This window comes from Pseudomonas sp. 22085 (assembly GCF_052045815.1).
GTDB classification, from domain to species: domain Bacteria; phylum Pseudomonadota; class Gammaproteobacteria; order Pseudomonadales; family Pseudomonadaceae; genus Aquipseudomonas; species Aquipseudomonas glycinae.
Genome location: NZ_JBQEQA010000013.1, coordinates 1 through 17557, shown reverse-complemented (window position 1 = coordinate 17557; position 17557 = coordinate 1). Strand labels below are relative to the sequence as shown.

Here is a 17557-nt window from a genome sequence, read left to right as displayed (position 1 = left end):
TCGCCTGATCCGGGGGGATCCAGTTACGCATTGAGCAGGCAAAAAGCCGATTCATGTAGTATAACTACAAGCTTGCTACATCCCCGGCATCTGGCCAAAGCACATCTTTCCATAACAAGAGTCCAGCCCCTTGAATCTGCTGCAACACATCGCCCAGTCACGTCACCTGTTACGCAAGTCGGAGCTCAAGGTCGCCGACCACGTGCTGCTTGACCCTGCGGCAGTGATGCACAGTTCCATGGCCGACCTGGCCCACAGCGTCGGCATCAGCGAGCCGACCATCGTGCGCTTCTGTCGCGCCATCGGCTGCTCCGGTTTTCAGGATCTGAAACTCAAGCTCGCGCAAAGCCTCGCGGCCGGCGCCAGCTTCGGGCAGTTCGCGATTCATGAAGACGATTCCGTCGCCGACTACAGCCTGAAAATCTTCGACACCACGTTGCACACGCTGATGGAGGTTCGCGAAAAGCTCGATCCTCTGGAGCTGCAACGGGCGGTGACGCTGATGTCCCAGGCCCAGCGTGTCGAGTTCTACGGTTTTGGTGCGTCGGGCGCGGTGGCGGCGGATGCGCAGCACAAGTTTTTCCGTCTGCTACTGACCGCCGCGGCGTATTCCGATCCGCACATGCAGGCAATGTCGGCGGTAACGCTGAAGCCGACCGATGTGGCGATCTGCATTTCCCAGTCCGGCCGCTCCAAAGACCTGTTGATTACCGCCAACCTCGTCCGCGAGAGCGGTGCATCGCTGATCACGTTGTGCCCGAGTCAGACTCCGCTGGCCGAACTGTCGACCGTCAACCTGGCGATCGATGTTCATGAAGACACCGAAATCTATACGCCGCTGACCTCACGCATCGCCCACCTGGTGGTGATCGACGTGCTGGCGATGGGCGTGGCCATGGCGCGCGGTCCGAGCCTGGTCAACCACCTCAAGAGCGTCAAGCGCAGCCTGCGCAGCTTGCGGCTGTCGCCAAAATCGGTGAAAGCGCTGGATGACTGATTGTCGTGAGGTGACGGCAATCTTCATCTGCCTGTAACCCCGACGCAGCCAAATCGTCATCCCCCGGGCCTATCGTGAAACTCCCGTACTCGCCTTGGGAGACTCGAAATGGCTCAGCCCTACGAAGAACGTAACAGCGCCGCGAAAACCCGTCGTCAGCAGGAAGACCAGCGCCGCATGGAATTTCGCCGCGCCATCGAAGATCGCTTCGAACTTCGCCAGCTTCAGAGCGCGATCAGCGACTTTCCCGAGGACATTGAACTCAACTACTGGCAGGCCGCGCCGGCAGCTTCCCGTCGAAGCGCTCAACCAGCGCGCTGATCTGCACCCGTTCGCTGCGGATAAACGCCAGGAAGGCGTGCGCCACCGGTGACAGCCGTTTGGCTTTGGCTTGGACCAGGCACCAGCTGCGAAACAGCGGCAACTCTTCGACCGGCAACTCGACCAGGCCGCCGGTCGCCAGCTCCAGGTTCAGGGCGTGGCGCGTCAACAGCGCCAGGCCCAGACCCGCCACCACGCATTCACGCTGGGCCTCGGCCGACGCCACTTCCTGGGTCTGGGTGAAGTGCACGCGCTTCTCCTTGAAATACTCCTCGCAGGCCAGCCGCGTACCTGAACCGGGTTCGCGGATCAGCAAGGTATACGGTTCGAGATCCTGCAAGCGCAGCGGGCCCATGTGTGCCAACGGATGATCCGGACGCGCCACGGCGACGATCGGATTGTTGAGGAACGGCAGGAACTCGAGGCCCATGTCCTGCGGCACCATCGACATGATCACCAGATCGTCGCGGTTGTCGGAGAGCCGGCGGATGACCTGGCCACGGTTGACCACCGTCAGTTGCAGGTTTACTTCGGGATGCTGGCGCTTGAATGCCGCGAACAGATGCGGCACGAAGTATTTGGCGCTGGATTCCACCGCCAGCTTCAACTGGCCCTGCAGCGAGCCCTGCATGTCCGAGAGCTGCATGTCGAGGTTTTCCAGGCGGCCGAAAATGTCCCGGCTGGCGCGCTGAAGTGCTTCGGCCGCTTCGGTCATGTAGAGTTTTTTGCCGACGTAATCGAATAATGGCTGGCCGATCAGCTCTTCTAGCTGACGAATCTGTAGGCTGACGGCCGGTTGTGTGAGCGACATTTCCTCGGCTGCGCGGCTGTAGGAGCGCAAATCACACACTTCGTTGAAGATCTGCAATTGACGCAATGTCATACGCATCAAGGACTTACGCATTTTCTACCGACTCTGGCCATTGGCTGATGCGCTGACTATAAGTCTTTACTTATGTCTGACCCAATTTTTATTCATTTTTGTTAATCCCTTGGCAGCGCTAGTGTGGAGCCGAGACCAGATTGAAACATTTGGTCACGTGCCGACCTGGGTCTAGCAGGTCGTGGTGCCACCGGCTCAAGGGAACCTCCAAGTGATAACAAAGATCCTGATCGCCAACCGTGGTGAGATTGCCGTACGAATCGTGCGTGCCTGCGCCGAGATGGGCATCCGCTCGGTCGCGATCTATTCCGACGCCGACCGGCATGCCTTGCATGTCAAGCGTGCGGACGAGGCCCACAGCATTGGTGCCGAGCCGCTGGCCGGTTACCTGAACCCGCGCAAGCTGGTGAACCTGGCCGTGGAAACCGGTTGCGATGCGCTGCACCCCGGCTACGGTTTCCTCTCGGAAAACGCCGAGTTGGCAGACATCTGCGCCGAACGCGGGATCAAATTCATCGGCCCGTCGGCGGAAGTCATCCGTCGCATGGGCGACAAGACCGAAGCGCGCCGCAGCATGATCAAGGCCGGCGTGCCGGTCACACCGGGCACCGAAGGCAACGTCTCGGGCATCGAGGAAGCATTGAGCGAGGGCGATCGCATCGGTTATCCGGTGATGCTCAAGGCCACTTCCGGTGGTGGCGGTCGCGGTATCCGTCGCTGCAACAGCCGCGAAGAACTCGAACAGAACTTCCCTCGCGTCATTTCCGAAGCCACCAAGGCCTTCGGTTCGGCGGAAGTGTTCCTGGAAAAATGCATCGTCAATCCCAAGCACATCGAAGCGCAGATACTCGGCGACAGCTTCGGCAACGTCGTGCATCTGTTCGAACGTGACTGCTCGATCCAGCGCCGTAACCAGAAGCTGATCGAAATCGCCCCGAGCCCACAACTGACCCCGGAACAGCGCTCCTACATCGGCGACCTGTCGGTGCGTGCGGCCAAGGCCGTGGGCTACGAGAACGCCGGCACCGTGGAGTTTTTGCTCGCCGAGGGCGAGGTGTACTTCATGGAGATGAATACCCGGGTGCAGGTGGAACACACCATCACCGAAGAAATCACCGGGATCGACATCGTCCGTGAACAGATCCGCATCGCCTCCGGGCTGCCGCTGTCGGTGAAGCAGGAGGACATCCAGCATCGCGGTTTTGCCCTGCAATTCCGGATCAACGCCGAAGACCCGAAGAACAACTTCCTGCCGAGCTTCGGCAAGATCACCCGTTACTACGCCCCCGGCGGACCTGGCGTGCGTACCGACACGGCGATCTACACCGGCTACACCATTCCACCGTTCTACGACTCGATGTGCCTGAAACTGGTGGTCTGGGCGCTGACCTGGGAAGAGGCCATGGACCGTGGTCTGCGCGCGCTCGACGACATGCGTCTGCAAGGCGTGAAGACCACCGCCGCGTACTACCAGGAAATCCTGCGCAACCCGGAATTCCGTAGCGGCCAGTTCAATACCAGCTTCGTCGAAAGCCACCCCGAACTGACCAACTACTCGATCAAGCGCAAACCCGAAGAGCTGGCCCTGGCCATCGCCGCCGCCATCGCCGCCCACGCAGGCCTGTGAGGAATACAAGAATGAGCAAGAAGATCTTTGTCACCGATACCATCCTGCGCGACGCTCACCAATCGCTGCTCGCCACCCGCATGCGCACCGAAGACATGCTGCCGATCTGCGACAAGCTCGACAAAGTCGGCTACTGGTCACTGGAATGCTGGGGCGGCGCAACCTTCGACGCCTGCGTACGTTTCCTGAAAGAAGACCCGTGGGAGCGCCTGCGCCAGCTGCGCGCCGCGCTGCCCAACACCCGTCTGCAAATGCTCCTGCGCGGGCAGAACCTGCTGGGCTACCGCCACTACAGCGATGACGTGGTCAAGGCGTTCGTCGCCAAGGCCGCGGTCAACGGCATCGACGTGTTCCGCATCTTCGACGCAATGAACGACGTGCGTAACCTGCGCGTGGCGATCGAAGCGGTGAAGGCTGCCGGCAAACACGCCCAGGGCACCATCGCCTACACCACCAGCCCGGTGCACACCATCGACGCGTTCGTCGCCCAGGCCAAGCAAATGGAAGCCATGGGTTGCGACTCGGTGGCGATCAAGGACATGGCCGGTCTGCTGACCCCATACGCGACCGGTGAACTGGTACGTGCACTGAAAGCCGAGCAGTCGCTGCCAGTGTTTATCCACTCCCACGACACCGCCGGCCTGGCAACCATGTGCCAGCTCAAGGCCATTGAAAACGGTGCCGACCACATCGACACCGCGATCTCCAGCTTCGCTTCGGGCACCAGTCACCCTGGCACCGAATCGATGGTTGCTGCGCTCAAAGGCACCGAGTTCGATACCGGTCTGAACCTGGAGCTGCTGCAGGAAATCGGCCTGTACTTCTACGCCGTGCGCAAGAAGTACCACCAGTTCGAAAGCGAATTCACCGCCGTCGATACCCGTGTTCAAGTCAACCAGGTGCCTGGCGGGATGATTTCCAACCTGGCCAACCAGTTGAAAGAGCAGGGCGCTCTGAACCGCATGGGCGAAGTGCTGGCGGAGATCCCGCGCGTACGTGAAGACCTCGGCTTCCCGCCGCTGGTGACCCCGACTTCGCAGATCGTCGGCACCCAGGCGTTCTTCAACGTGCTGGCCGGCGAGCGCTACAAGACCATCACCAACGAGGTGAAGCTCTACCTGCAAGGCGGCTACGGCAAGGCGCCGGGCACCGTGAACGAGAAGCTGCGTCGTCAGGCCATCGGCAGCGAAGAGGTGATCGACGTGCGTCCGGCCGATCTGCTCAAGCCGGAAATGACCAAGCTGCGTGCCGATATCGGCGCATTGGCCAAGTCCGAAGAAGACGTGCTGACCTTCGCCATGTTCCCGGACATCGGCCGCAAGTTCCTCGAAGAGCGTGCCGCCGGCACGCTCACCCCGGAAGTGCTGCTGCCGATCCCGGAAGCGGGCAAGGTGGCTTCGGCCGGTGGCGAAGGCGTACCGACCGAGTTCGTCATCGACGTCCACGGCGAAACCTACCGCGTGGACATCACCGGTGTCGGCGTCAAGGCCGAAGGCAAGCGTCACTTCTACCTGTCCATCGACGGCATGCCGGAAGAAGTGGTGTTCGAACCGCTCAACGAATTCGTCGGCGGCGGCAGCAGCAAGCGCAAGCAGGCTTCGGCGCCGGGCCACGTCAGCACCACCATGCCGGGCAACATCGTCGATGTGCTGGTCAAGGAAGGCGACACCGTCAAGGCGGGCCAGGCTGTGCTGATCACCGAAGCGATGAAGATGGAGACCGAAGTCCAGGCCGCGATTGCCGGCAAGGTCACCGCCATCCACGTTGCCAAGGGCGACCGGGTGAACCCGGGCGAAATCCTGATCGAGATCGAAGGCTGAGATAACGGCCTCGATACAACGCTTTAAACCTCGGGGGAGCATGTGCTCCCCTTTTTTTTGCTTTCAGGTTGCTGCCGCAACGTGCGGCAGCAGCCAGTCTGGACTCAGAACGCCATTCGCCACTGGCCCGATACGCCGTGGTTTCGGCTGTCGGTACCGATCTCGCCCGACAAGCCAATGCCGAATGTGTGGCTGGACGAGACGGCCAGATCAAGCCCGGTGTCCAGCGTCAGGCTATCGCGATCCAGCTCTGCGCCGTAAACGGTGTAGCCATGGCCGCCGGTGACCAGACGTTGTCGGGTGCTGGTGTAGGTCTCGCCGTAAACGTGTTTCCATCCCGCGCTGAATCGTGGCGTTAGGCGCATACCGTTATCCAGTGTGCTGACGTTCGCCATGCGCAGACCGACGGTAGTGTTGAAGTTGCCTTGGGATTGATCATCCACCCTGAGCGCCGCCGCCCCGCCTTTCTCGGTGTAGCCGTCACGCTGATAGCGTTGATAGCCGATACCGACAAAGGGTTCGATGCTGACGTTGGCCCGCCCCAGGTTGTATCCCGACTCGATGAACGCTTGCTGGGTGCTGGCTTGGTAGTTGCCTTTGAGTCGGTCATGGAAGCGGCCGAACGCGACTTCGCGACGGGTACTGCCTTCATGGTTGCTCCAGGCTGCGCCGAGCCGAAGTGCCAACGAACCGGTCTGGCGCAAGGCGTAGGCGCCGAGGTGCCAACTGTCGAGATCGCCGTCCAGCTCCTTGCTGTCCATCCGCGTGTCGGAGGTGCCGCCCATCAAGCCCAGTCGCCATTCTTCGTCGAGGCGCCAATCCGCACCGAGCAGCAGTCCTTTGGTGGAATGCTGCATGGGCTCCACATCGCGATCCAGTTTGCCGCTATGACCGAGGGCTTGCAGCCAGATCCTGCCGCTCTCGGCGTTTCCGGCTGCGTGGCGGGGTGCGCTTGGCTGGTTGTCATGCGGGTCGTCGAGCTGAAGCATGGCCGACAGCAGGCTGGCGCTGACCGGTGTGACGCTGCTCAAGGTGGCCTTGGCGAGGTTGGCGTTGCTGCCGCCGGACAGTTGATTGAGGGCGAGTGCTGCGGTGGTTTCGTCGGCAGCGAGCAGAGCCGCAATGGCTGGGTTGCCTGCTGGTGAAGGGGAGTCCGTTGACGGTGGCTGGTCTACCACTTGGGTTTGTTGAGCTGCGGACGTTTCGGCCAGAACCGATTCCGGTAAGGGCGCTGGTTTTTCCAGGCTTTCTTTGAGTGCGCTGCCGCTCTCTGTCGTGGCAATTTTTTTGGATGGAATGTCGTCGGCTGTGTGAGCGGGGACTACGGGAATCTGAGTGCTGACGGGGCTTGTTTCCGGTGTCGGAGCGGTCTTTTCCTCACGCGCGTTTTCTTTGGCGAGATCAAGCGCAGCAGGTTTTTCCCTGGTCTTGCGCTTGTCCTTGGGTTTCACCTCTTTCACCACCGGCACGTCGGGCTCCGAGTGCTCTGCCAGAGAAAATTCTACGCAACCGACTGCCAGCGCAACCGCCAGAACAAGGTGTTGGAGCTTGTATTTGCATTGAATGGGCATTCCGTTCGCCTCAGGTGAATTGAGGCCAAACTGTAAAAGTCGATGCCGGTCCACCGATGCCGGGCAATTCCGAGCTGAACGCAGGCGATGACGTCTGCTTTTGTAGCCCGGTCGCTGGCGGGTAATGAACCCGCCATGATTACCCGATCGCCCAGACGCCTTTACCTACAACACCCGCTGAAATCCGGATTGGCGAAATCTCAGAAACTCATCTGCCACTGCCCGATCAACCCGTGATTACGGCTGTTGCTGCCAATCTCGCCGCTGTATCCCAGCCCCAGCGTATGCCGCGCGGAAATACCAAGATCCAGCCCTGCTTCGAGCACCAGACTGTCACGATCCAGCGAGCTGCCATCGACGCTGAATGCGGTGCCGCCCACGACGAATGCCTGACGAGTCGAGCTGCTGACATCGCCGTAGGTGTGCTTCCAGCCGGCGGCCATTCGCGGAGTGAAGCTCATGCCATTGTCCAGCGAGCCGAGGTGCGCCAGGCGCAGGCCGAAGGTGCTGCTGAAGTTGTCCTGAGTCTGACTGTCGACTTGTAACGCCGCCGCACCGCCCTTTTCCTGATAGCGCTCGCGGTGATAGCGCTGGTAGCCGAGGCTGGCGAACGGTTCGGCGCTCATTCGGCCGCTGCCCATGGCGTAGCCGAGTTCGGCGAAGGCTTGCTGGCTGTCGGCGTCGTAATCGCCTTTGGGGCGATCGCTGAAACCATTGAATGCGATGGTGCGCTTGCTTTCGCCCTGATGACCGCTGTAAGCCGCGCCCAGGCGCAAGGCGATCGGACCGTTTTGATGCAGCGCATAAACGCCGGCGTGCCAGCTCTCGACATTGCCGTCGACGCCGCTGGCATCCAGATCGGTCTTCGAATAGCCACCGAGCACGCCCAGACGCCATTGCGGATTCAGTGCCCAGTCGGCGCCGAGCACGCTGCCCTTGGTGCGTTGCTCCAGACCGCTGCTGCCGTGTTCGCCATCGAGCTTGCCGTAGCCGCCGATGGCCTGCAGCCAGAGCCGACCACGGGCGTTCGGATCATTCAGGTTTCGCGCTTCGGACGGTACGCCGTTGGCCGCGAGGATCGGCGTATCACGCTGATCGAGGCCGACCAGCAAGCCTGGGCTGCCACCCATTTGCTGCATCGCCGAGAGCATGCTGCTGCCGACCTGGCTGCTGGCGCCGAGGGTGGCGCTGGTCAGGTTGGCGTTGCTGGCGCCGGCCAGTTGCTCGATGGCCGCGCCTGCACTGCTTTGAGTGGTGTTGAGCAAGGCGTTGTACAGCGCATTGTTCTTGCCGATCGAGGCCAGGCTGTTGGCGGCGTTGCTGCCGTTGCCGGTGGCGGCGAATTCGTTGAAGGCCACGTCATTGCGGGTGTAGGTCAGATCGACCTGAGTCGGCGTGTAAGCGAGGGTCGGCGTGAGGAAGGCGTAGTCGCTGGTGACTGCACCGAATGTGCCGTTGACCCGCGCAGCTTGCAACACCGTGTAATGGCTCTGCCACGGATAGGTGCCGCTGCCGGGATTGACCGCCAGTGTTGCGCCATTGAGGTTGGCCGTGCCGCCGACCTTGGTCGGCGCGCTGCTGCCATCGGCGTTGACACCGTAGACGAGGGTGGAGGCGCTGCTCATGTTCAAGTCATGCACGATGCTCGCGGTGCCGAGGCGGGTGTCGGTGCGCAACGTGCCATTCACGTTGAGGCTGCCTACCGACCCGCCGCCGGCATACACACCACCGGCGTCCACGGTCAGATTGCCGGCGATACCGCCCTGGTTGACCAACGTGGCGCCGTTGCGCACGGCACCGCCGTCGCTGAAGTCGCCGCTGCCGGTCAGTGTCCAGGCACCTTGTTTGACTTCCAGCCATTCAAAGTTGCGGCTGGCACCGAAGCTGCCGCCCGCCGCATCGTCCATCACTACGCGGTCATAACCGCTGCCGCCATCGACGGTACCTACGAAGCGGCTGCCGCTGCGCAGGGTCAGGCTGTCATTGCCGCCACCCAGGTCCAGCGCCAGACCGTTGCTGCCGCTGATCGTGCCGCCGTTAATCACGCTGTCGGCGAATTCACCGACGAACTTCACGCCGAAACCGTCGAGGCCCTGGATCGTGCCGTAGTTTTCCAGCGAGGTGGCTGCCAGCCCCGAACCACCGCTGCCGTCATCCACCAGAATGGCGCTGTTGGCGCCGCTGATCAGCGCATCCCTGGCGTTAAGAATGTAACCGCCGCCCAGCGCGATGCCTTCACTGCCATTGGCGAAACCGCCCTTGTCCACACCATCAGCGCCGACACCCTGAATGGTGCCGTAGTTTTCGATGTGGGCGATCTTGTCGATGTCCACGCCATCGCCGTCGCCATTGGCTTGCAACCCGGAATATGCTCCGGTGATGGTGCCGTGGTTGATCACCGTGCCGTCGCCGTCGGAACCGAAACCGGAGCCGTTGCGCCCGGTGATTTGCCCGTAGTTGACCAGCGTCGCTCCGAGGTCAGTGGTGATGCCATGCCGGCCGCCGGAAATCACGCCGTAGTTGGTCACGGTGACGCCGGTCGCGGTGTCGATATCGATGCCGTCGAACTTCTGATCGGCGTTGTGCGAGTCGCCAGTGGAAATTTCGCCGTAGTTGCTGATGGTCGCGTTGGCGCCGGTTTTCATGCCGTCGCTGGCGTCGCCACGAATCAGCCCGCCCGCGCGGTTGATGATCGTGGTTTTCACCCCGTCACTGCGCAACGCATCCAGATCCAGCCCTTGGCCGGTGGTCGAGCGAATGGTGCCGCTGTTGTCGATCAACAGGCTGCCGCTGACGAAGTTGCTGTCGATGCGAATCGCGTCGTTGGAACCGAGAATCTGCCCGCCGCTGCGGTTATAGAGGGTGTAGTTGCGCACCTGGGTCAGGTCGCCGCTGCTGTCGATGGCCCGGCCGCCGCTGGAAATGATCTTGCCGGCATTGTCGATGATCACGCCGATCCCACTGGTACCATCCTTGAGGCTCACGGCCTTGCCGCTGTTGGTAATGCTGCCCGGTGCGGAAATCGTCAGCGTGTCGCTGCCACCCAGTGTCTGCGCTGCAGTGGTGGCGGTGTCGATCTGCACGGTCTTGCCGTGGGCGGCGCTGGTGGCGATCAGCAGGGCAATCGCAAGCGACAGGCGCTGGGGCGGGAAGGGCATGGGCAGAACGTCCTTTTTGTTATAAGCGGGGCGTCCTGTATAGCGGAGGGTTTTTACAGAATGATGTATGGCCTATGTGCATTCTTTTGCAGTTCAGGCCTCAGATTTGGACGTTCATCTGCAATTCATTGCAGATCCGACGGTGGTGCAGAGTCGAAATCGCAGCCTTGGACATCGCTTGAATGAGATGCCGCAGGCTGCGCTCTTTTACGTTCACTGGCTCAACCGCGGCACTCAACCAACCCCTTCGCCTGCCCATCCGCCGTCTGATTCTCATCGCTCAACCAGCGCTCGAACCCCGCCGCAATCGCCGGCCATTCCGAGTCCAGAATCGAGTACCACGCGGTATCGCGGTTCTGGCCTTTGACCACCATGTGCTGGCGAAACACGCCTTCGAAGCTGAAGCCCAGACGCTCGGCCGCGTATTTGGAGCGGGCGTTGCCGTTGTTGCATTTCCATTCGAGGCGGCGGTAGCCGAGGGCGAAGGATTCTTTGGCCAGCAGGTAGACCGCCTCGGTGCTTTTCGGCGAGCGCTGCATCGGGGCGCCGAAGGTGACATGGCCGATTTCGATGCGGCCTTGGGCCTGGACGATCGACATCAGGCTGAGGATGCCTTGCACCTGGCCGCTGACGCGGTCGATGACGCTGAAGAAATACGGATCGCTGTGGGCCGCGTGATTGTTCAGCCAGTCATTGAAAGCGCTGCGCTCCGGAAACGGGCCGTAGGGCAAGTAATCCCAGAGTTTCGGGTCTGCGCCGGGGCCTTGCAGAGCGTTGAACAGGTCGTCGCCGTGCCGCGTCGGGTCGAGTTTTTCCAGGCGGATGAAGCGGCCTTCGATCAGGGTGGTGGAGGGCGGCGGTACGCCTTTCCAGTCAGCAAGAGAATTCGTCATGCACGTGGCTCCTCAAATGGCTTTGCGAAACTGGATGAAACCCGGGCGTTCGGCGATGCGCTCGTAGAGCTGGATCGCCGTGGCATTGGTTTCGTGGGTCAGCCAGTGCACCTTGCAGCAACCGTCGGCCTTGGCCGTGGCGTAGACGTGTTCGATCAGCAGGCGCCCGACGCCGGTGCCACGGGTTTGCGGCTCCACCAGCAGGTCTTGCAGGTAGCAGGAGTTTTCGATGCTCCAGTTCGAACGATGGTAGATGAAATGCACCATGCCCACCGCTTTGCCGTCAGCCCAGGCGAGGGCGGCATGGGTCGGTTCGTTCGGGTCAAGAAAGCGCTGCCAGGTGCTTTGGCTGACGGGGTCCGGCAACTCGGTGTTGTAGAAGCGCAGGTAGGCCTGCCACAGCGGCAGCCAGGCGGCGTGATCGGCGGCGCTGACCGGGCGGATGTCGATCTGACTCATGGTGATTTCCTTAACGCATCAAGTGAGCGAGGGTTTGATCGTTGATGTCGGGGCTGGCGGCCAGGCCTTCGCGCACGCCGGCGATGTCTTCGGCGCTGCGGTTCTGGCTGAGCTTGCGCTTGCCTTCGAGACGGTCGATCGGAATGGCGAACCCGACGATGGCCTTGAGCATGCCGTCGATGTAATCGGCCGGGGCATCGTCGACCGACCAGGGCTTGGCGCGGCCCGCTTCATGGCGGTCGGTGAGGGTGCTGACGATGTCCAGCAGGCGACCGCCATCGCTGAAGGTTTCGGCGTGACCGTAGGCGTGTACGGCGACGTAATTCCAGGTCGGCACGACTTTGCCGTGCTCGGCCTTGCTCGGGTAAAAGCCGGGGCTTACGTAGGCATCGGCACCGGGAAAAATCAGCATCGCTTCGGCGCCGTCACGCAGGTCTTTCCACTGCGGATTGGCCTTGGCCAGATGCCCGTACAGCGTGCCGTTCGGACCTTGTTCGCGATGCAACAACACCGGCACATGACTGGCCTGCAAGCCTTGTTCGCCGTGGGTGACCAGGATGGCGAGGCGGGTGGCGAGGATCAGTTCGTGCAGTTGGGACAGGTCGTCGATGGCAAAGGCGCGGGGCGTGTACATGGAGAAAATTTCCTTGGCGAATGCCTGCATCGTAGGCAGGCTATTGGTCTGTTGTAAGAGCCATTGATGACCAATTTCATAGGTCCATTGTCATGCCCGATTCGACCACGCTGTCGCTGCCGTTCAACCCTGCCGGTATCGAGCTCGACCGCCGCAAAGGCCTGAGCCGTCAGCTCTATCAGGCCTTGCGCCTGCGGGTGCTCGACGGACGTCTGGCCAGCGGCACGCGCCTGCCGGCCAGTCGCGATCTGGCGGCAGCGTTGGGGATTTCCCGCAACAGCGTGGTGCGTGCCTACGATCAGCTGTATGCCGAGGGCTTCATTGAAGGCCGGGTCGGGGACGGCACTTATGTGGCGCAGTTACCGCAATCAGTGGCGCCCGCGAAAAAATTATCCACAAAAGTATCCACAGGTTTTTCAACAGGCTTACCCACAGCCTTATCCACAATTTCGGCCAATTTCACTGGGAATTTATCCAGCAAAGTTATCCACAGCGGTGCATTGCAGCGGCTTGAGCAGAACCATTTACCGATGCCACCGAGCGGTCCGCCGCGAGCATTCCGGGTCGGTGTTCCGGCGTTTGATCTGTTCCCGTTCGACGTCTGGGCCAAGCTGAACGCGGCGTTCTGGCGCAAACCCGATTTGCAGCAACTGTGTTACGGCGACCCGGCGGGCGATGCGCGCCTGCGTGGTCTGATCGCTGCGTATTTGCGCAGCTCACGCGGCATGCAGTGTTCGGCTGAGCAAATTGTGATCACCAGTGGCGCGCAGCAGGGAATCAGCCTTTGTGCACAGTTGTTGGTGGAACCGGGCGCCGGCGTGGGCATTGAGAATCCCGGTTATCGCGCAGCGGGTCATGCGTTCGCGCTGGCCGGCGGTCGATTGCACGGCATTGCCGTGGACGAAGAGGGCATCGACTGCGCGGCACTGGCGGCCGCCGAAGATTGCCGGGTGGCGTATGTCACACCGTCTCATCAATATCCGACCGGGGTGGTGATGAGCCTGGCGCGACGTCTGGAACTGCTGGCCTGGGCCGAGCGCACCGGCGGCTGGATCGTCGAGGACGACTACGACGGCGAGTATCGCTACACCGGCGCGCCCTTGGCTCCGCTGGCTGCGCTCGACCGCCAGGGGCGCGTGTTGTATGTCGGCACCTTCGGCAAAGTCGCGTTCCCGGCGCTGCGCCTGGGGTATCTGGTGTTGCCGCCGACACTGGTGGAGGCGTTTGCGCAGCGGCGGGCGGTGGATGTCCGGCATTCCGAAGTGAGCACTCAAGCGGTGATGGCCGAATTCATGGCGGCCGGGCACTTCCAGCGGCACATCCGGCGGATGCGTCGGGCCGCACTGAGCCGGCGCAATGTACTTCTCAATGGCTGGCCCGAGGGGCTGGCGGGTGTCGGCGAACTGCCAGCCGTGTCGGCCGGACTGCATCTCACCGTGGCGGTCGATAGCGTGGCCCGTGAACAGCAATTGATCGAACAGGCCGCCAGGGTAAAGGTGGAAGTCAATGGCTTGAGCAAATATTGGCTGCCGGACTCGACGACGCCGCTCGATCAGCGCGCCGGTCTGGTGCTGGGTTTTGCGGCGGTGCCGGAGCCGGCGATCGAGTCGGCCCTGGCCCGTTTGCGGAAAGCCTGGGGTGAGTGAAGACGCAGCGTCGGTATCCAAAGACCCGCCGGGGCGGGTCCGGGTTGGATGAGCAGGTTTCAGGTGCCGGATTTGATCTTCGTCCACGCCCGCGTGCGTGCCCGTTCCGCATCGCGCGGTAATGGCTGCAGGGTGTACAGCGTATTCATCGCCGCATCGGTCGGGTACAGATTCGGATTGTTGCGAATCGCCGGGTCGACAAGTTCGGTGGCGTCCTTGTTCGGGTTCGGATAACCGACAAAATCGCTGACCGGCGCGATCACCTGCGGTTGCAGCAGGTAGTTGATGAAGGTGTAGGCGTCCTGCGGGTTCTTCGCGCCTTTCGGGATGGCGAGCATGTCGAACCAGATCGGCGCGCCTTCTTTCGGCAGGCGCATGTCCACCACCACGCCATTCTTCGCTTCCTTTGCACGGTTGGCCGCTTGCGAGAAGCTGCCCGAATAACCGACCGCGACGCAGATGTCGCCGTTGGCGATGTCGGCCATGTACTTGGACGAATGGAAGTAGGTCACGTACGGGCGAATCTTCATCAACAGCGCTTCAGCCTTGGCGTAGTCCGCCGGGTTCTTGCTGTTGGGATCCAGGCCGAGGTGTTGCAGGGCCAGCGGCAGGATCTCCGACGGCGAATCGAGCAGGGCCACGCCGCACTGCTTGAGCTTGCTGATGTTCTCTTCCTTGAAGATCAGGTCCCAGCTGTCCACCGGCGCGTTTTCGCCCAGCGCGGCCTTGACCTTGGCCGGGTTGAAGCCGATCAGGATGGTGCCGTACATGTATGGCACGGCGAACTTGTTGCCCGGATCGTTGGCTTCGATCAGCTTCATCAGTTTCGGGTCGAGGTGGTTCCAGTTCGGCAACTGGCTGCGATCCAGCGGCTGGAACACCCCGGCCTCGATCTGCTTGGCGAGGAACACGTTGGACGGCACCACCACGTCGTAGCCGGAGTTGCCGGTCAGCAGCTTGGCCTCCAGTGCTTCGTTGGTGTCGAAGATGTCGTAGACCAGTCTGGTTTGGCTGTTCTGCGCCTTGAAATCTTCCAGTGCCTTGGGGGTGATGTAGTCGAACCAGTTGTAGACGCGCAGGGTGCGTTCTTCCGCGTGCGTTGCGCCGCTTAGCAGCGCTGCGCACAACGCCGGCGCGATGAGGCGCTTGAGTCTGCTCATTGTTCGAAACCTTCGAGCACGTTCACCGCGTTGATGCCGATTTCTTCCACCGCGTAGCCACCTTCCATGACGAACAGGGTCGGTTTGCCGAGGGCCGCGATGCGCTTGCCCATGGCCAGGTAGTCCGGGCTGTCGAGTTTGAATTGCGAGATCGGGTCGTCCTTGAAGGTGTCCACACCCAGCGACACGACGATGATGTCGGCACCGTAGTTGTCGATCTCCTGGCAGGCCTGATCCAGCGCTGCACTCCAGACATCCCAGCCGGAACCGGCCGGCAGTGGATAGTTGAAGTTGAAGCCTTCACCGGCGCCTTCGCCGCGCTCGTCTTCGTAGCCGAGGAAGAACGGGAATTCCGCTTCCGGGTGGCCATGGATCGAGGTGAACAGCACGTCGCTGCGCTCGTAGAAAATCGATTGGGTGCCGTTGCCGTGGTGGTAGTCGACGTCGAGGATCGCGACCTTCTTGTGGCCCTGATCGAGGAATGCCTGCGCCGCGATGGCGGCGTTGTTGAGGTAGCAATAACCGCCCATCAAGTCGCCGGCAGCGTGGTGTCCCGGTGGACGGCACAGGGCGAAGGCACCCCGGGCGCCACGCTGGATTTCCGCTTGTGCGGTCAGCGCCACCTGCGCCGCGCTGTACGCCGCTTGCCAAGTGCCGGCGGTGATCGGCGCGCCGCCGTCGAAGCTGTAATAGCCGAGCTGGCCGTGCAGGCTGGTCGGTTTGACCTGACGCAGGGTGCGCGCCGGCCAGGTGTAAGGCAGCAAATCGCCGTCGGTGTTGAATTCGGTCCAGCGTGCCCACGCGCTTTTGAAAAAGTCGAGGTAGTCGCGGCTGTGAATGCGCTCGATCGGCCCGAGCCCGAAATCCTTCGGCGCCTCGACCGGGCCGAGGTTTTGATTTTTTACCCGTTGCAGCACGTGGTCGGCGCGCGACGGCATCTCGAAGCAAGGCTTGAGTTGCCCGTCGATCAATTCGCAGCGGCCATGGTGCAGGTGGTGATCGTCAGAGTAGATCGTCAGCATTTGTTGTTCTCCGCAGGGGCTGATTCGGTTGGCTCCAGTGTTGCGGCGCGGGGCGAATCGGAGAACGTCAGGAGCGGCCAAAAGGGGATCGATATGGCCAAAAGAACTGACCGAAATTCGCCCCTCCTCTGGCCCTTTGATTTGGAACGCAGAACATGTGGGAGCTGGCTTGCCAGCGATAGCGGAGTGTCAGGCGACTTCAATGCCGAGTGTGTCGACGCCATCGCTGGCCAGTCAGCTCCCGCAAAGTAAGTATCAGTGTGGTCGGAACTGACTCGGTGCCACACCGCTCCAGCGCACGAACGCATGGCGAAAGCTCGCGGTCTCGCTGAAACCCAGGGTTTCGGCGATGCGGTAGATCGGCAGTTGATCTTCGCAAAGCATCTGCTTGGCCCGCTCGAAACGCAGTTCGTCGAGCAGTTCCTGATAGCTGCAACCCATGTCCTTCAGATGCCGGCGCAGGGTGCGCGGCGAGCAGTTCATCTGCTGCGCCAGACCTTCCAGGCCCGGTGCGGCATTGAGTTGCGCACTGAGCAACTGGCGGATCCGCCCCAGCCACGCCTGGCGGCCGGTGAACTCGGTGTTCTGTTTGCGGCAGCGTTCGGCCATGGCCTGGTGGGTGATGATGTCGGCCAGCGGCAGCGGCTGGTCGAGCCAGCGCCGGTCGAAGGCGAAGGCGTTGTCCTTGGCGCCGAAGTGCAGGGGCGCCTTGAAGTGATCGGCGTAGCTGTCGCGGTAATCCGGCGCGGCGTGTTCGAAGCGCGCGGCCAGCAATGGCAGCGGATGGCCGAGCAGGTCGTCGCAGATGACTTTCAGCGACACCAGACAGAACTCCGCGTTGAACACCGCCATCGCCGGGCTCTCGCGATAATCGGCGGCAACGAACCAGACACGCTCGCCGTCGTCCTCCAGGCTCAATTCGAAAAGTGTTCCCAGCAGCGCCGGATAACGGATCGCCAGCCGCAAAGCGTCACCGAAGGTGGCACAGGTCAGCAGCGCGTAACCGAGGATGCCGTAGCAGGAAACGTGCATGCGCCGGCCCAGTTCCAGACCGATATCGTGCTTGAGCGCGACCGCGTTGGCGCAGACCTGCATCTCCTGATTGGTGGTGATGCGAGTGTCGGCCCGGCTCAGATCCGCCGCGCTGATGCCGCTGCCGGCCAGCAGTGCTTCGCTGGACAGGCCTTGATCCCTGAAGGTGTTGAGCACCAGGGCGACGGCGTTGAGGGTGGTGAGGTGGGAGTGGAGCATAGGATCTTCCAGCCTTGGGGTACTGGAAGTGGCAGCAAGTTGTGTGCCGGACGAAGAGTCAATCGTGGGAGCGGGCTTGCTCGCGAATGCGTTGTGTCAGACGACATCAACGTAT

General features: G+C 61.9%; 14 protein-coding genes. 5 read left to right on the top strand and 9 right to left on the bottom strand.

The features are described 5' to 3' along the window. Positions 1-130 precede the first annotated feature (130 nt). Both hexR and ACTJK7_RS17070 read left to right on the top strand, forming a co-directional pair. The gene (gene hexR / locus ACTJK7_RS17075; RefSeq protein ID WP_007954250.1) at positions 131-997 is read left to right on the top strand and encodes a transcriptional regulator HexR; all 867 of its coding nucleotides are present in this window, start codon (positions 131-133) and stop codon (positions 995-997) included. Positions 998-1105: 108 nt separating this feature from the next. Then, complete coding sequence (locus ACTJK7_RS17070) at positions 1106-1318, top strand: PA3496 family putative envelope integrity protein (RefSeq protein ID WP_064379743.1); 213 nt, start codon at positions 1106-1108, stop codon at positions 1316-1318. On the opposite strand, the gene ACTJK7_RS17065 is transcribed toward ACTJK7_RS17070, so the two are convergent. Next, entirely contained in the window at positions 1260-2222 is a 963-nt protein-coding gene (locus ACTJK7_RS17065; RefSeq protein ID WP_085653927.1) for a LysR family transcriptional regulator, read from the bottom strand. The genes ACTJK7_RS17070 and ACTJK7_RS17065 overlap by 59 nt on opposite strands. A 190-nt stretch (positions 2223-2412) precedes the next feature. On the opposite strand from ACTJK7_RS17065, the gene ACTJK7_RS17060 reads away from it, so the two are divergent. Beyond that, positions 2413-3828 carry an acetyl-CoA carboxylase biotin carboxylase subunit gene (locus ACTJK7_RS17060; protein ID WP_440779385.1) on the top strand — a complete coding sequence of 472 codons (1416 nt, stop codon included), beginning with the start codon at positions 2413-2415 and terminating at the stop codon, positions 3826-3828. An 11-nt stretch (positions 3829-3839) separates the two neighbouring features. Beyond that, on the top strand, positions 3840-5648 hold the full coding sequence (gene oadA / locus ACTJK7_RS17055) for a sodium-extruding oxaloacetate decarboxylase subunit alpha (RefSeq protein ID WP_064379745.1): 1809 nt from the start codon (positions 3840-3842) through the stop codon (positions 5646-5648). Between the two features lie 104 nt (positions 5649-5752). Here oadA and ACTJK7_RS17050 read toward each other — a convergent pair whose 3' ends face one another. From ACTJK7_RS17050 to ACTJK7_RS17030, 5 genes are all read right to left on the bottom strand, one after another. Beyond that, the gene (locus ACTJK7_RS17050) at positions 5753-6826 is read right to left on the bottom strand and encodes an autotransporter outer membrane beta-barrel domain-containing protein (protein ID WP_440779387.1); all 1074 of its coding nucleotides are present in this window, start codon (positions 6824-6826) and stop codon (positions 5753-5755) included. A gap of 593 nt (positions 6827-7419) precedes the next feature. After that, positions 7420-10377: an autotransporter outer membrane beta-barrel domain-containing protein gene (locus ACTJK7_RS17045; RefSeq protein ID WP_440779389.1), complete on the bottom strand. Its 2958-nt coding sequence runs from the start codon at positions 10375-10377 to the stop codon at positions 7420-7422. 221 nt (positions 10378-10598) lie between these two features. Then, positions 10599-11270 carry a GNAT family N-acetyltransferase gene (locus ACTJK7_RS17040; RefSeq protein WP_440779391.1) on the bottom strand — a complete coding sequence of 224 codons (672 nt, stop codon included), beginning with the start codon at positions 11268-11270 and terminating at the stop codon, positions 10599-10601. 12 nt (positions 11271-11282) lie between these two features. Beyond that, on the bottom strand, positions 11283-11729 hold the full coding sequence (locus ACTJK7_RS17035) for an N-acetyltransferase family protein (RefSeq protein WP_440779393.1): 447 nt from the start codon (positions 11727-11729) through the stop codon (positions 11283-11285). Between the two features lie 10 nt (positions 11730-11739). Continuing rightward, positions 11740-12363, bottom strand: coding sequence for an FMN-binding negative transcriptional regulator (locus tag ACTJK7_RS17030; RefSeq protein ID WP_440779395.1), 624 nt, complete (start codon positions 12361-12363; stop codon positions 11740-11742). A 92-nt stretch (positions 12364-12455) separates the two neighbouring features. Between ACTJK7_RS17030 and pdxR the strand changes: the two genes are divergently transcribed. Further along, a complete protein-coding gene (pdxR, locus tag ACTJK7_RS17025) occupies positions 12456-14009 on the top strand; it encodes a MocR-like pyridoxine biosynthesis transcription factor PdxR (protein ID WP_440779396.1) in 1554 nt (517 codons plus the stop codon). 59 nt (positions 14010-14068) lie between these two features. On the opposite strand, the gene ACTJK7_RS17020 is transcribed toward pdxR, so the two are convergent. The 3 genes from ACTJK7_RS17020 to ACTJK7_RS17010 all read right to left on the bottom strand — a co-directional run bounded on the left by ACTJK7_RS17020 (position 14069) and on the right by ACTJK7_RS17010 (position 17442). Then, positions 14069-15169 (bottom strand): polyamine ABC transporter substrate-binding protein, encoded by a 1101-nt coding sequence (locus ACTJK7_RS17020; RefSeq protein WP_440779397.1) that lies wholly within the window; start codon positions 15167-15169, stop codon positions 14069-14071. After that, positions 15166-16191 (bottom strand): histone deacetylase family protein, encoded by a 1026-nt coding sequence (locus ACTJK7_RS17015; RefSeq protein WP_440779398.1) that lies wholly within the window; start codon positions 16189-16191, stop codon positions 15166-15168. The genes ACTJK7_RS17020 and ACTJK7_RS17015 overlap by 4 nt, the downstream gene beginning before the upstream one ends. Positions 16192-16446: 255 nt before the next feature. Continuing rightward, positions 16447-17442, bottom strand: coding sequence for an AraC family transcriptional regulator (locus ACTJK7_RS17010; protein WP_064379764.1), 996 nt, complete (start codon positions 17440-17442; stop codon positions 16447-16449). Between the last annotated feature and the right edge of the window lie 115 nt (positions 17443-17557).